Source organism: Shigella sp. SIG3, from assembly GCF_053555855.1.
On the sequence record NZ_JBQZXE010000026.1, the window covers coordinates 1 to 15107 of the forward strand.

At 50.6% G+C, this 15107-nt stretch carries 13 protein-coding genes and 2 pseudogenes; 8 read left to right on the forward strand and 7 right to left on the reverse strand.

Annotated elements, in window-relative coordinates:
- On the reverse strand, positions 1–890 hold an 890-nt coding region (gene dusC, locus ACUU1I_RS07380), incomplete at its 3' end, for a tRNA dihydrouridine(16) synthase DusC (protein ID WP_449144825.1).
- Positions 891–1128: 238 nt separating this feature from the next.
- Between dusC and ACUU1I_RS07385 the strand changes: the two genes are divergently transcribed.
- The 7 genes and pseudogenes from ACUU1I_RS07385 (at position 1129) to preA (ending at position 7007) form a co-directional block, all read left to right on the forward strand.
- On the forward strand, positions 1129–1527 hold the full coding sequence (locus ACUU1I_RS07385; RefSeq protein ID WP_001295452.1) for a CidA/LrgA family protein: 399 nt from the start codon (positions 1129–1131) through the stop codon (positions 1525–1527).
- Positions 1524–2219 carry a CidB/LrgB family autolysis modulator gene (locus ACUU1I_RS07390; RefSeq protein WP_000968208.1) on the forward strand — a complete coding sequence of 232 codons (696 nt, stop codon included), beginning with the start codon at positions 1524–1526 and terminating at the stop codon, positions 2217–2219. The genes ACUU1I_RS07385 and ACUU1I_RS07390 overlap by 4 nt, the downstream gene beginning before the upstream one ends.
- 129 nt (positions 2220–2348) lie before the next feature.
- Complete coding sequence (gene cdd / locus ACUU1I_RS07395) at positions 2349–3233, forward strand: cytidine deaminase (protein ID WP_000553555.1); 885 nt, start codon at positions 2349–2351, stop codon at positions 3231–3233.
- Positions 3234–3382: 149 nt separating this feature from the next.
- On the forward strand, positions 3383–4102 hold the full coding sequence (gene sanA / locus ACUU1I_RS07400; RefSeq protein ID WP_000920064.1) for an outer membrane permeability protein SanA: 720 nt from the start codon (positions 3383–3385) through the stop codon (positions 4100–4102).
- Between the two features lie 2 nt (positions 4103–4104).
- Positions 4105–4344 (forward strand): DUF2542 family protein, encoded by a 240-nt coding sequence (locus ACUU1I_RS07405; RefSeq protein ID WP_000383096.1) that lies wholly within the window; start codon positions 4105–4107, stop codon positions 4342–4344.
- 193 nt (positions 4345–4537) lie between these two features.
- Positions 4538–5778: pseudogene (preT, locus tag ACUU1I_RS07410) on the forward strand (NAD-dependent dihydropyrimidine dehydrogenase subunit PreT).
- Positions 5772–7007, forward strand: a complete 1236-nt coding sequence (preA, locus tag ACUU1I_RS07415; RefSeq protein WP_005069692.1) for an NAD-dependent dihydropyrimidine dehydrogenase subunit PreA — start codon at positions 5772–5774, stop codon at positions 7005–7007. The pseudogene preT and the gene preA overlap by 7 nt, the downstream one beginning before the upstream one ends.
- Before the next feature lie 70 nt (positions 7008–7077).
- Here the strand turns inward: preA and mglC are convergent, their stop codons facing one another.
- From mglC to folE, 6 genes and pseudogenes are all read right to left on the reverse strand, one after another.
- A complete protein-coding gene (gene mglC / locus ACUU1I_RS07420) occupies positions 7078–8088 on the reverse strand; it encodes a galactose/methyl galactoside ABC transporter permease MglC (protein ID WP_001275118.1) in 1011 nt (336 codons plus the stop codon).
- 15 nt (positions 8089–8103) lie between these two features.
- On the reverse strand, positions 8104–9624 hold the full coding sequence (gene mglA, locus ACUU1I_RS07425) for a galactose/methyl galactoside ABC transporter ATP-binding protein MglA (protein WP_000255049.1): 1521 nt from the start codon (positions 9622–9624) through the stop codon (positions 8104–8106).
- A gap of 60 nt (positions 9625–9684) precedes the next feature.
- On the reverse strand, positions 9685–10683 hold the full coding sequence (gene mglB / locus ACUU1I_RS07430; protein WP_001036964.1) for a galactose/glucose ABC transporter substrate-binding protein MglB: 999 nt from the start codon (positions 10681–10683) through the stop codon (positions 9685–9687).
- A 279-nt stretch (positions 10684–10962) separates the two neighbouring features.
- Positions 10963–12002: pseudogene (gene galS, locus ACUU1I_RS07435) on the reverse strand (HTH-type transcriptional regulator GalS).
- A gap of 141 nt (positions 12003–12143) precedes the next feature.
- Positions 12144–13301 (reverse strand): DUF418 domain-containing protein YeiB, encoded by a 1158-nt coding sequence (gene yeiB / locus ACUU1I_RS07440; RefSeq protein WP_000440874.1) that lies wholly within the window; start codon positions 13299–13301, stop codon positions 12144–12146.
- Between the two features lie 16 nt (positions 13302–13317).
- A complete protein-coding gene (gene folE / locus ACUU1I_RS07445; RefSeq protein ID WP_001139613.1) occupies positions 13318–13986 on the reverse strand; it encodes a GTP cyclohydrolase I FolE in 669 nt (222 codons plus the stop codon).
- Positions 13987–14243: 257 nt separating this feature from the next.
- On the opposite strand from folE, the gene yeiG reads away from it, so the two are divergent.
- Positions 14244–15080, forward strand: coding sequence for an S-formylglutathione hydrolase (gene yeiG / locus ACUU1I_RS07450; RefSeq protein ID WP_000425441.1), 837 nt, complete (start codon positions 14244–14246; stop codon positions 15078–15080).
- The last annotated feature ends 27 nt before the right edge of the window (positions 15081–15107 follow it).

A 15107-nucleotide genomic window follows, 5' to 3' on the forward strand; every position in this document is an offset into this window, starting at 1 on the left:
AACACCCGAACATGCTGAAATAATTCCGTTGCTTCATCGTATTCTTTACGCAAATAACTCAACCACTGTTTAATCCGCGCAACGTGATATAACCCGGTATCGCCCTGCTTTTCCAGACGGGTATATTTTTGCAGCAAAGCAACCACCTCCGGCCACGGCATTCGCGGTTCGTTATATTTTACCACCCGGCTCAGGTTGGGAATATTGAGCGCCCCGCGACCAATCATCACTGCGTCGCAGCCGCTGATCGCCATGCATTGTTGCGCGCTCTGCCAGTCCCAGATTTCACCGTTGGCAATCACCGGAATATTCAGCCGCTGGCGAATCTCGCCAATCGCCTGCCAGTCAATATGCTCCGCGCGGTAACCCTGCTCTTTCGTCCGCCCATGCACCACCAGCTCCGTAGCGCCAGCCTGTTGAACCGCATCGGCGATTTCAAATTTCTTCTCACCGCTGTCCCAGCCCAGACGCACTTTCACGCTGACAGGCAAATGCGCCGGTACAGCTTCACGCATCGCTTTTGCCCCCTGGTAGATGAGTTCAGGATCTTTGAGTAACGTCGCCCCGCCGCCGCTACCGTTAACCGTTTTCGACGGGCAGCCGCAATTGAGATCCACGCCCCAGGAACCTAACTCCACCGCACGGGCGGCGTTCTCTGCCAGCCATTGTGGGAACTGACCTAACAACTGCACGCGCACCAGCGTACCAGATGGTGTCCGGCTGGCGTTTTGTAGCTCAGGGCAAATGCGATGAAAGACTTTTACCGGCAGCAGTTGATCCACCACGCGGACAAACTCGGTGATGCACAGATCGTAGTCGTTAACTTCGGTCAGCAATTCACGCACCAGAGAGTCAAGCACTCCCTCCATCGGTGCCAGTAACACACGTATATCATCACCCGCAAAAAAATGAGGCGCTATGTTAGCGCCTATGGTCAGCGGATTAAAGGTCTGCAAAGAGGGATTGCTGCAAACTGCAATCCCTCTCTATGCTTGATGTATGCCTGAGTTCGCTGCTCATTGCGTAATACCGGGTAGCGAAAAAATAAGCGCTGATTTCTTAATGTGATCGGTAGCACGTTTTACGAATTAATTGTATGATGAATCCATCTCATCTGGGGTGTTGATTATGAGTAAGACACTGAACATTATCTGGCAATATTTACGCGCTTTCGTCCTGATTTATGCCTGCCTGTATGCAGGCATTTTCATTGCTTCCCTGCTACCGGTAACCATTCCGGGCAGCATCATCGGGATGCTGATCCTGTTTGTCCTGCTGGCCTTGCAAATTCTTCCGGCGAAATGGGTCAATCCGGGGTGCTACGTACTGATTCGCTATATGGCGCTATTGTTTGTGCCGATTGGCGTAGGCGTCATGCAATATTTTGATTTGCTCCGCGCGCAGTTTGGCCCGGTAGTGGTTTCCTGTGCTGTCAGTACGCTGGTGGTTTTTCTGGTGGTGAGCTGGAGTTCACAACTGGTACACGGTGAACGTAAAGTCGTAGGTCAGAAAGGATCAGAAGAATGATGGCGAATATCTGGTGGTCATTACCGCTGACGTTGATTGTCTTTTTTGCCGCCCGCAAACTGGCGGCACGGTATAAGTTTCCCCTGCTTAACCCGTTGCTGGTAGCAATGGTGGTGATCATTCCTTTTTTAATGCTGACCGGCATCTCTTACGACAGTTACTTTAAAGGTAGCGAAGTGCTAAACGATCTGCTGCAACCGGCGGTCGTCGCGCTGGCCTATCCTTTATATGAGCAGCTACACCAGATCCGCGCGCGCTGGAAATCGATCATCACCATCTGTTTTATCGGCAGCGTGGTTGCGATGGTGACGGGGACTTCCGTGGCATTGTTGATGGGCGCTTCACCGGAAATCGCCGCGTCAATCCTGCCGAAATCAGTCACCACGCCTATTGCAATGGCGGTTGGCGGCAGTATTGGCGGTATTCCGGCAATCAGCGCAGTTTGCGTGATTTTCGTCGGCATCCTCGGCGCGGTATTTGGCCATACATTGCTTAATGCGATGCGTATTCGTACCAAAGCTGCGCGCGGTCTGGCAATGGGGACTGCCTCGCACGCCCTCGGTACGGCGCGCTGCGCCGAGCTGGATTATCAGGAAGGTGCATTTAGTTCGCTAGCGCTGGTGTTATGCGGGATAATTACTTCGCTGATCGCACCGTTCCTTTTCCCGATTATTCTGGCAGTAATGGGCTAAAATTTGCGATACGTCGCGCATTTTTGATGTAAGTTTCACGTGTTGCATAATTAATGAGATTCAGATCACATATAAAGCCATAACGGGTTCGTAAACTGTTATCCCATTACATGATTATGAGGCAACGCCATGCATCCACGTTTTCAAACCGCTTTTGCCCAACTTGCGGATAACTTGCAATCTGCACTGGAACCTATTCTGGCAGACAAGTACTTCCCCGCTTTGTTGACCGGGGAGCAAGTCTCATCGCTGAAGAGCGCAACGGGGCTGGACGAAGACGCGCTGGCATTCGCACTACTTCCGCTGGCGGCGGCCTGTGCGCGTACGCCATTGTCGAATTTTAATGTTGGCGCAATTGCGCGCGGTGTGAGCGGAACCTGGTATTTTGGTGCCAATATGGAATTTATTGGTGCAACAATGCAGCAAACCGTTCATGCCGAACAAAGCGCGATCAGCCACGCCTGGTTGAGTGGTGAAAAAGCGCTTGCAGCCATCACCGTTAACTATACGCCTTGTGGTCACTGCCGTCAGTTTATGAATGAACTGAACAGCGGTCTGGATCTGCGTATTCATTTGCCGGGCCGCGAGGCACACGCGCTGCGTGACTATCTGCCGGATGCCTTTGGGCCGAAAGATCTGGAGATTAAAACGCTGCTGATGGACGAGCAGGATCACGGCTATGCGCTGACTGGTGATGCGCTTTCTCAGGCGGCGATTGCAGCGGCAAACCGTTCGCACATGCCTTACAGTAAGTCACCAAGCGGTGTCGCGCTGGAATGTAAAGACGGTCGTATTTTCAGCGGCAGCTACGCTGAAAACGCCGCATTCAACCCGACTCTGCCGCCGTTGCAGGGGGCGTTAATTCTGTTGAATCTCAAGGGTTATGATTACCCGGATATCCAGCGCGCGGTTCTGGCAGAAAAAGCCGATGCGCCGTTGATTCAGTGGGATGCCACCTCCGCAACGCTGAAAGCTCTCGGCTGTCACAGTATCGACCGCGTGCTTCTCGCTTAAGCCTGGTGCCGGATGCGGCGTGAACGCCTTGTCCGGCTTGCCAGCCCTCTCCTGGTGTCGAAATTCCCGGCAAACAGTTTGCCGTTTCTTGCGCAAAACCAGCGGGTAAAGTAGCCTGATGGAAATTTTCCTTAGCTCGAGTCTCCTGCATGTTAAAGCGCGTGTTCCTCAGCCTGTTAGTCCTGATCGGCTTGCTGCTGTTGACTGTGCTCGGCCTCGATCGCTGGATGAGCTGGAAAACCGCGCCTTATATCTACGACGAATTGCAGGATCTCCCCTACCGCCAGGTCGGCGTGGTGCTCGGCACAGCAAAATATTATCGTACCGGCGTTATTAATCAGTATTATCGCTACCGCATTCAAGGAGCGATTAATGCCTATAACAGCGGTAAGGTAAATTATCTATTACTGAGCGGCGATAACGCATTGCAAAGTTATAACGAGCCGATGACCATGCGCAAAGATTTAATCGCTGCTGGTGTCGACCCATCAGATATTGTTCTCGATTACGCAGGCTTTCGTACGCTGGATTCCATCGTGCGTACACGCAAAGTTTTCGATACTAATGATTTCATTATTATCACCCAACGTTTCCACTGTGAGCGAGCATTATTTATTGCGCTGCATATGGGGATTCAGGCTCAGTGTTATGCCGTACCGTCACCGAAAGATATGCTGTCAGTACGTATTCGCGAATTTGCCGCCCGTTTCGGTGCGCTGGCTGACCTTTATATTTTTAAACGTGAACCGCGTTTTTTAGGGCCGCTGGTCCCTATTCCGGCTATGCACCAGGTGCCGGAAGATGCGCAGGGGTATCCCGCCGTTACACCCGAACAGTTACTTGAATTACAAAAGAAACAAGGAAAGTAGTTATGGATGTACAGCAGTTTTTTGTCGTTGCCGTTTTTTTCCTTATCCCGATATTTTGTTTCCGCGAAGCATGGAAAGGCTGGCGCGCAGGCGCGATTGATAAACGGGTTAAAAATGCACCGGAACCGGTGTATGTCTGGCGAGCAAAAAATCCCGGACTCTTCTTCGCTTATATGGTGGCATATATTGGCTTCGGAATTTTATCTATCGGCATGATTGTTTATCTTATTTTCTATCGTTAATATTTTCTCTTTTCTGTTAATTATTGAGAATAATTATTACTTCACTCAATAAGCTGCGGATATAACATTCTGAACCGCAGCTATTTGTGAATCCTTTCACAGTTTAAATTTCCCCACGCGCATAGCCTTAATATCAGCACGCAATATTTATTTAGCGTTCGCCATAATTACTCATAGCATTAAGGAAGATCACATGCCGCAACAAAATTATCTGGATGAACTCACTCCGGCTTTTACGCCGTTACTGGCGATTAAAGAAGCCTCTCGCTGTTTATTATGTCACGACGCTCCCTGTAGTCAGGCTTGCCCGGCACAGACCGATCCGGGGAAATTTATTCGCTCAATCTACTTTCGTAATTTTAAAGGCGCTGCCGAGACAATTCGCGAAAATAATGCCCTCGGTGCCGTTTGTGCCAGAGTGTGCCCGACGGAGAAATTATGCCAAAGCGGTTGTACCCGTGCCGGTGTTGATGCTCCCATTGATATCGGCCGCTTACAGCGTTTTGTTACTGATTTTGAACAACAAACCGGGATGGAAATTTATCAGCCCGGTACTAAAACGCTCGGCAAAGTCGCGATTATTGGCGCAGGTCCTGCCGGATTGCAGGCCAGTGTGACACTGACAAACCAGGGTTATGACGTCACGATTTATGAGAAAGAAGCGCACCCCGGTGGCTGGTTGCGTAACGGTATTCCGCAATTCCGGTTACCGCAATCAGTGCTGGATGCAGAGATCGCCCGTATTGAAAAAATGGGCGTGACCATTAAGTGCAATAACGAAATCGGTAAAACACTCACCCTGGAGCAACTGAAAGCGGAAAACCGCGCGGTACTGGTCACCGTGGGGTTATCAAGCGGTTCCGGGCTACCGCTGTTTGAGCATAGCGACCGTTGAGATTGCCGTCGACTTCCTGCAACGTGTACGACAGCCGCAAGGCGATATCAGCATTCCACAAAGCGCATTAATTATCGGCGGCGGTGATGTCGCGATGGACGTAGCCAGCACGCTGAAAGTTCTCGGCTGTCAGGCGGTAACTTGCGTAGCACGTGAAGAGTTAGATGAGTTTCCGGCAAGCGAAAAAGAGTTTGCCAGCGCCCGGGAGCTGGGCGTTTCGATCATCGATGGATTCACGCCAGTAGCCGTGGAAGGCAATAAAGTCACGTTTAAGCATGTACGGTTATCAGGCGAACTGACGATGGCGGCAGATAAAATTATTCTCGCCGTCGGTCAGCATGCCAGACTGGATGCCTTTGCGGAGTTAGAGCAGCAGCGTAACACCATCAAAACACAAAATTATCAGACCCGCGATCCGCAAGTCTTTGCTGCTGGCGATATTGTTGAGGGTGACAAAACCGTGGTCTATGCCGTGAAAACCGGGAAAGAAGCCGCCGAGGCGATTCATCACTATATTAGAGGGAGCTTGCTCATGTTAACGAAAGATCTTTCGATTACTTTTTGCGGCGTGAACTTTCCCAACCCGTTCTGCCTCTCTTCTTCGCCGGTAGGCAACTGCTATGAGATGTGTGCCAAAGCCTACGACACAGGTTGGGGCGGTGTGGTGTTTAAAACGATCGGCTTTTTTATCGCCAACGAAGTCTCGCCGCGTTTTGATCATCTGGTGAAAGAAGATACCGGTTTTATCGGCTTCAAAAATATGGAGCAGATTGCTGAACATCCGTTGGAAGAGAATCTGACCGCCCTGCGTCGGCTGAAGGAAGATTACCCGGACAAAGTATTGATCGCTTCGATCATGGGGGAAAATGAGCAGCAATGGGAGGAGCTGGCGCGCCTGGTGCAAGAAGCTGGCGCGGATATGATCGAGTGTAACTTCTCCTGTCCGCAAATGACTTCTCATGCGATGGGTAGCGATGTCGGGCAAAGCCCGGAGCTGGTAAAAAAATATTGTCGGGCAGTGAAACGGGGTTCCACGCTGCCAATGCTGGCGAAGATGACGCCGAATATCGGTGATATGTGCGAAGTGGCGCTGGCGGCGAAGCGCGGCGGCGCAGATGGCATTGCGGCAATTAACACCGTTAAATCCATCACCAATATCGATCTTAATCAGAAAATCGGTATGCCGATCGTTAACGGTAAATCGAGTATTTCCGGATATTCCGGTAAAGCGGTAAAACCGATCGCCCTGCGCTTCATTCAGCAAATGCGCACCCATCCAGAACTGCGCGATTTCCCAATCAGCGGTATCGGCGGCATTGAAACCTGGGAAGATGCGGCGGAGTTTTTATTGCTCGGCGCAGCAACGTTACAGGTCACCACCGGCATTATGCAGTACGGCTATCGCATCGTAGAAGATATGGCGAGCGGGTTATCGCATTATCTCGCCGATCAGGGATTTGATTCGTTGCAGGAGATGGTAGGTCTGGCGAATAACAATATTGTCCCGGCGGAAGATTTAGACCGCAGTTATATTGTCTATCCCCGTATCAATCTTGACAAATGTGTTGGCTGTGGACGCTGTTATATTTCCTGTTACGACGGCGGTCACCAGGCGATGGAATGGAGCGAGAAAACCCGCACACCGCATTGTAATACCGAGAAATGTGTGGGTTGTCTGCTTTGTGGTCACGTCTGCCCGGTGGGTTGTATTGAGCTCGGGGAAGTGAAGTTTAAGAAAGGCGAGAAAGAACACCCGGTAACGTTGTAAAACCAGAGACGCATCCGGCATTTGGCACCGATTGCCGGATGCAGCGCATCCGGCAATATCCGCAATCACATCACTTCTTACGCGCGTATTTCAGTGAATCCAGCGCTACGGCGAAGATAATAATCGCCCCTTTGATAATGTACTGCCAGTATGGGTTTACGCCGATATACGTCAGGCCATAGTTGATGACGGTAAAAATAATTACCCCGGTCACCACGCCAATCACCGTCCCCACACCGCCGCTGAACGATACACCGCCTACCACGCACGCCGCGATAGCATCCAGCTCATACATAAAGCCGAGGTTGTTGGTGGCAGAGCCGATACGTCCGGCTTCTAACATCCCGCCAAAGGCATAGAACACGCCAGACAACGCGTAGATCATCAGCAGGTTCAGGCCGACGTTGACACCAGATACTTTTGCCGCTTCCGGGTTACCGCCAATGGCAAAAATGTTCTTACCGAAGCGGGTTTTGTTCCACAACACCCAGACGAACGCCACCGCAATCAACGCGTAGAAGGTGATGTAAGAGAGACGGAAACTCCCCAGCGCGACAAAGCCCTGAGCAAAGGTAGAGAAGCCACTGTCAAAACCAGAAATTGGCGACGCCCCGACAAAGTCGTAATAGAGCGAGTTGATGCCATAGACGATGATCATCGTGCCGAGCGTGGTAATGAACGGCGTCACGTTGAGATAAGCGATAATCAGACCGTTGATCAAACCGATCACCGCACCAATGGCACAGACAATCAGAATAACCAGCGCAATCGGCATCGTCGCCATTTCCGGGAACACTTTGTTGGCGTTATCCATGGACTGCAATAATGTCGCAGCCACCACTGCCGCCAGCCCTACCTGACGACCAGCAGAAAGATCGGTCCCCTGGGTGACAATTAACCCTGCCACACCGAGCGCGATAATAATACGCACCGATGACTGGGTGAGAATATTACTTAAGTTCAACAGACTTAAAAATGTTGGGTCCTGGAAAATAATAATCGCCAGCAAAACTAAAAGAACGACGTAAATACCGCCCTCTTTCAGGTAAGTAAGAAAACTTTTCTTATTTAACGCACTCATGGGAAGCCCCTAATCTTAAAGGTGCAAAGACGCAAGACGCAGAATTTCGTTTTGCGTTGTTGTTTTTGTATCGACAATTCCGGAAACGAGACCATTGCTCATGACCAGAATACGGTCTGTTATCCCTAACAACTCAGGCATTTCAGAGGAGATAATAATAATCCCCTTGCCTTTCTTCGCCAGTTCGGCAATTAACTGATAAATTTCAAACTTCGCCCCGACATCAATACCGCGCGTCGGTTCATCGAGCATTAATATTTCTGGTTGCGTTAGTAGCCAGCGACCAATAATCACCTTTTGCTGATTACCACCGGAGAGCGAACCAATTTGCGTCCGATGACCCGGCGTTTTTACCCGCATCGAATCAATCACCCACTGGGTATCGCTTTTCATCCGCGAGTTATCCAGTAAACCAACTTTATTTTTGTAGTTGCGAATATTGGAAATTAACGAGTTAAAACCAATATCCAGATAGGCATAAATTCCCGTTGAGCGGCGCTCCTCAGTTACCAGTGCAAATCCGTGGTTTATGGCTTCGTTGGCATTATGGTTATTGATCTGTTTGCCGTGCAACGTAATGGTGCCAGCCGATTTCTCGCGAATACCAAATAACGTCTCAACAATATCGGTACGTTTCGCCCCCACCAGCCCGGCAATACCGAGGATCTCCCCTTTATGCAGATCAAACGAGACATCGCGAATCGACGGCTGGCGCAGTGACGTTAGGTTACGCACCTCGAGGATGACTTCGCCCGGCTTGTTTTCTTTGTCAGGAAAACGCTGATTAAGAGAACGCCCAACCATCATGCCGATGATCTTGTCCATCGTCAGTCCTGCCAGCGGTTCGGTGGCGATCCACTGACCGTCGCGCAATACGGTAACTTCATCACATAACTGGAAGATTTCTTCCATTTTATGCGAGATATAAACAATACCGCAGCCGCGCTCTTTTAATTTACGAATAATAGTGAACAGATGATTGACCTCTTTTTCGGTTAACGAAGAAGTCGGTTCATCCATAATCACAATTTTCGCGTTATAGGAAAACGCTTTGGCGATTTCGATCATCTGCATTTGCGAAACGGATAATGTGCCGACGCGCGCACGCGGATCGATATCAATATCCAGTTCATCAAAAATCGCTTTGGTTTCGCGGTACATTTTGTCCTGATCGACAAACATGCCTTTGGTGGGATATCGCCCCAGCCACATGTTATCCATCACCGAACGTTGTAATACCAGGTTTAACTCCTGGTGTACCATCGAAATACCATTTTCCAGTGCCTCTTTGGCGGAATGGAAATCGATCTCTTTACCCTGGAATAAAATGGTGCCGGAGTCTTTTTGATAAATACCAAACAGGCATTTTAATAATGTCGATTTTCCTGCACCGTTTTCCCCCATTAATGCATGGATAGAATGTGGCCGGACTTTTAAATTAACGTTATCAAGTGCCTTAACACCAGGAAAGGACTTGTTGATACCGCTCATTTCCAACAAGTATTCCCCGGAAGACGGAGTCGTTGAGCTGACCATATAATTTTACCTTGTTGGCCATACAATAAGGGCGCAGTAAACGACTGCGCCCAATCAGTCTTATTTCTTGCTGAATTCAGCCAAGTTGTCTTTATCTACGCCAACATAAGGTACGCGGACCACTTTGTTGTCGATTTTCCAGTTGGTGCCATCAGCCGCACCTTTGCCATCGGCCAGGTTTTTCGCCAGATCAAAGGTCGCTTTCGCCTGGTTGTTAGCATCGTTCAGTACTGTGCCCGCCAGTGCACCGGATTTCACCAGCGCCAGCGCTTCTGGCAGCGCATCGACGCCAAACACCGGAATGCTGGACTTGTTGTGTGCTTTCAGTGCTTCTACCGCGCCCATTGCCATCGCATCGTTGTTGGCGATAACCACTTCGATTTTGTTGGCGTTCGGGCCAGACAGCCAGGCGTCCATCTTATCTTTCGCCTGAGCGGTGTCCCACATTGCGGTATCTAACTGTAACTGTTCAGTTTTGATGCCTTTATCGTTCAATTCTTTAATCACGTAAGTGGTACGTGCTTCTGCATCCGGATGGCCCGGTTCACCTTTCAGCAGTACGAACTGAATCTGACCGTCTTTGTTCAGATCCCAACCCTGATTCGCCGCCCAGTGTTTAGCAATCAAATCGCCCTGAATAATGCCGGACTCTTTGGAGTCAGTGCCAACGTAGTAGGCTTTGTCGTAGCTATCCAGCGCCTTACGAGACGGTTCTTTGTTGAAGAAAACCACCGGCACGTTTTGCCCACGCGCTTTCTCAATCACCGTACCCGCAGCTGCCGGGTCAACCAGGTTGATTGCCAGTGCCTTCACCCCTTTCGCCAGCAATACGTCGATCTGATCGTTCTGCTTGGACTGGTCATTCTGAGAATCATTCATCAGCAGCTGAACATCTGGCGCGGCTTTCGCATCTTGCTCAATAGCCTTGCGCACTACAGACATAAAGTTATCGTCGTACTTATAGATTGTTACACCAATGCGAGTATCAGCAGCGTGTGCAGCGGCACCGAATAACATGCTGGCCATCACAGCAGACAGGGTTAACACCTTCTTATTCATGGTATCTCCGGTTTTTCTTATGCAGGGTAGTGCTTGAGATAAATGCTCGGCGGGGCAGTAGAGTTAATGAAGTGTTACTGAACGCCGAAGCTCACTTTTTAAAATTCGTTCTTCCATGCCCGGTAACGCTCCAGAAAACGGCTTTAATTGTTGTTATGACGCTATTACCTCGGTGAAAGTGATTATTCACTGTTACATACGGGTTACAACATTAAAACGGTGCAATCATAGCTATCACATTGTTAAGATACTGTGAAATCACTCACAGATTGAAAGCGGTTACATCGCCTGATTTGTTGAGTTAGTGATCGCCGCCGCATTCTGGCGCGTTGCGACAGAATGGCGACGCACTAACGTCGGCATAAAACAGTGGCGGCACGAGGATCAATATTGCCTGCTGCCCCCTGCAAGGCCAGTTCGGTGGCTAATTTAGCCATTGAAGCAATGGGATAACGCACGGTCGTTAATTGCGGGTCGGTGTAACGGGCGATGGGAATATCATCGAAACCGATGATTGAGAGATGTAACGGAATCGCAATGCCATTATCTTTTAATGCTGTCAGTGCGCCAGCGGCCATATTGTCGTTATAAGCAAATACAGCGGTAAGTTGTAGATTGCGCCCCAGCAGTTCAACCATCGCCGCCTCACCGCCCGGCATGTCCGGCGTACCAGTGCCAATCCAGCTTTCCGGCGGAATAATATCCTGCTCTTTCAACGCACTCATCCAGCCTGCTTTACGCATGGCGTCATCTTCAATGCCGTGGCTGGAAGAAAGATAACCAATACGTTGATGACCGTTATTCAGCAACATGCGCGTCGCCATTCGGGCACCGCTGAGATTATCCAGGCAAACGCAACGATGGGCGTACCCCGGCACAACGCGGTTGATTAACACCATACCGGGAATGTTATCCATAAATTGTGCCAGTTCATCGTCACTCAATGCTTTTGAGTGAACAATCAACGCATTACAACGCTGGCGAATTAACACCTCAATGGCGTGACGCTCTTTTTCCGCTTCATGATAGCTATTGCCGATTAGCACGTATTTCTGATGCTGCTGGGCGACCAGATCCACCGCTTTTACCAGCGCGCCGAAAAACGCATCAGAAACGTCCATCACCACCACGCCAATGGTGTCGCTAACCTGAGTTGCCAGCGCCTGGGCATTGGCGTTTGGCCGATAATCCAGCTCACTCACGGCTTTCATTACTGCTTCACGCGTGTCGGCACTGACCAGCGTGCTGTTATTGAGCACCCGGGAAACCGTTGCCACAGAGACGCCAGCCTGACGCGCTACATCACGAATGGTGATCATATTCACTACCTGTTATGAGATTGCAGTAAATGACTGCTTGCTGGCGGCTATTTTGTCAGCACTGAATACAGGACTTCGTGAATCGAGTCACAGCAATGGAAACGGTTACAGCCGTTTTGTTAACGAATGTGATCCAGATCGTTATCTTGATGTTTTAGATATTGCCAGTCCGGCAGCACGCAAAGTTAACTGACGCCAGAGCCATTCCACCGGCCCCTGGCGGAAGTAACGCAGCCAGATAACAGAGAAGAGGATATTCGCCAGCCATACCGGAATAACAAACGCCAGCAGCTCCAGGCGGTCAAAATGCATAAACAAACCGAGGTGGTAAAAAAGCGTGGTACAAATCAGCGTTTGCAATAGATAGTTGGTCAGCGCCATCCGTCCGACGCAGGCGATCGCAAGCACCAGCTTAAAGCGGCTCAATTGCGGCCAGAAGCCATAAAACAGCGACGCATAGCCAATCGCCTGAAACGGCGCACTCAGTTCCCGCGGCATTTGAAGTAAGAAGGCACACCAGCGATACGCCCAGTCCAGCTGCCATTGCAGGGCGATGGCAGGAAGGTTAATGGTCACCCCAATCGCCACCAGCACAAAACCAGTACGACGATAGTGACGTAAGCTGAACTGCCCTTTCAGCCAGCCGCTGCGCATCAGCGCCGCACCAATGAGCATCATCCCTGCCAGTTGCCAGCCATACTGTGCGCCCAGTGCCAGTAAACTATTGCCAACACCATCGGCACGATTACTGATCGCTTCAACGCCGCCGTGAAGCTTCCAGTATTTTTCATACAAAATAGCCGATGCATCCGGCGTCCAGGCGCGGCTGGTCTGGCTGTCGGAAATCAGCCCCAATAACAGCAAAACGCCAAGCCCCACCAGATAAAGCATGACGCCGGTATTAAACAGGCTTTTTACCGATGGCGCATCGCGCACCAGCCACCAGCAGATTAAGCCCACCAGCCCGTAAGCCAGCAGAATATCGCCGTCCCAGAACAATAAACCGTGAATAAAGCCCAACAAGACTAACAGCGTTAACCGCGACTGGATCCAGCGTCTGCCACGGGGCAGCAACATTTGCAGGCCAGCACCAAACAGCAGCGCAAAAAGCGTGAGGAATTTCACCTGGCCGATGAGATCGAGAAATGCCCAGGTCCATGCATCCTGCGGCGTAATAGCATCGTACCAGGCGGGATTGAGATAAGCCGCCTTTGGTAGCCCAAAGGCGCTGATGTTTAATAGCAGGATCCCCAGAATGGCGACGCCGCGAACAAAATCGAGCGTGACGTTGCGCTCCATGGTTCCTGCCTTTTAATCAGTTGTGATGGCGCACAGCGCGCAGAAACTCGTGGCGCGTATTCTGACTGGATTTGAACAATCCACCAAGAGAGGTCGTTGTCGTGGCACTGGTTGCATCGCGGATGCCACGCGCCTTCACGCAGTAATGCACCGCGTCGATCGAGACAGCCACGTTATTGGTGCCCAGCAGCGTTTGTAGCGCAATAAGAATTTGCTGCGTCAGACGTTCCTGCACCTGCGGACGCTGGGCAAAGAACTGCACGATACGGTTAATTTTTGACAGACCGATCACCGAATCTTTCGGGATATAAGCCACCGTCGCTTTGCCATCGATGGTAACAAAATGGTGTTCACAGGTACTGGTCAGAGTGATATCGCGCACGGTGACCATTTCATCGACCTTCATTTTGTTTTCAATGAGGGTGATTTTCGGGAAATTGGCGTAATCCAGACCGGAGAAAATTTCATCGACATACATTTTAGCGATGCGATGCGGCGTTTCCATCAAACTGTCATCAGCCAGGTCGAGATTCAGCAGCTGCATGATTTCGGTCATATGACCAGCAATAAGGCTTTTGCGCGTTTCGTTATCCATTTCATGCACGGGCGGGCGCAGCGGTGTTTCCAGTCCTCTCGCAACTAACGCTTCATGAACCAGGGCCGCTTCTTTACTGAGTGATGGCATTTATGATTTCTCCTGCAGGTGTGACGCCTCCGCCCTGCGTGGGGGCAAAGTTATTAAGCTGATTTACAGCTTGATTATTGTGCGTGAGGCGGCGCACATAATCCAGTATTCACAGCGATAATTATTGTAATTGCCGCTGCCTTTCATCAGCAGATGTTAAAACATCGTTATGCAAATACGGAAGTGAAAGTTACTCACAGCACATTGAATAAACGGTATGATGAAGAAATTGCAAACAACACAACAAGGAGCCACGCATGGAAATGCTCGAAGAGCACCGCTGTTTTGAAGGCTGGCAGCAACGCTGGCGACACGACTCCAGTACCTTAAACTGCCCGATGACGTTCAGTATCTTTCTCCCACCCCCTCGTGATCACACCCCGCCACCAGTGCTGTACTGGCTTTCCGGATTAACCTGCAATGACGAGAACTTCACCACCAAGGCGGGTGCCCAGCGGGTAGCGGCGGAACTGGGGATTGTACTGGTGATGCCAGACACCAGCCCGCGCGGCGAAAAGGTTGCCAACGACGATGGCTACGATTTAGGCCAGGGCGCAGGCTTTTATCTTAATGCCACGCAACCGCCGTGGGCGACGCATTACCGGATGTATGATTATCTGCGCGATGAATTACCGGCGCTGGTTCAGTCGCAATTTAATGTCAGCGACCGCTGCGCCATTAGCGGTCACTCAATGGGTGGTCACGGTGCGCTGATTATGGCGCTGAAAAATCCGGGTAAATACACCAGCGTTTCGGCCTTTGCGCCCATTGTGAATCCGTGCAGCGTCCCGTGGGGAATCAAAGCGTTTAGCACCTATTTAGGTGAGGACAAAAATGCATGGCTGGAATGGGATAGTTGCGCGCTGATGTATGCCAGTAACGCGCAGGATGCGATCCCGACGCTTATCGATCAGGGCGATAATGATCAGTTTCTTGCCGACCAGTTGCAACCTGCGGTATTGGCAGAAGCCGCGCGCCAGAAAGCGTGGCCGATGACGCTGCGTATTCAGCCGGGATATGATCACAGTTACTACTTCATCGCCTCTTTTATAGAGGATCACCTGCGCTTCCATGCGCAGTATTTACTGAAGTGAAAGTCCGCCCGGTTCGCCGGGCATCTT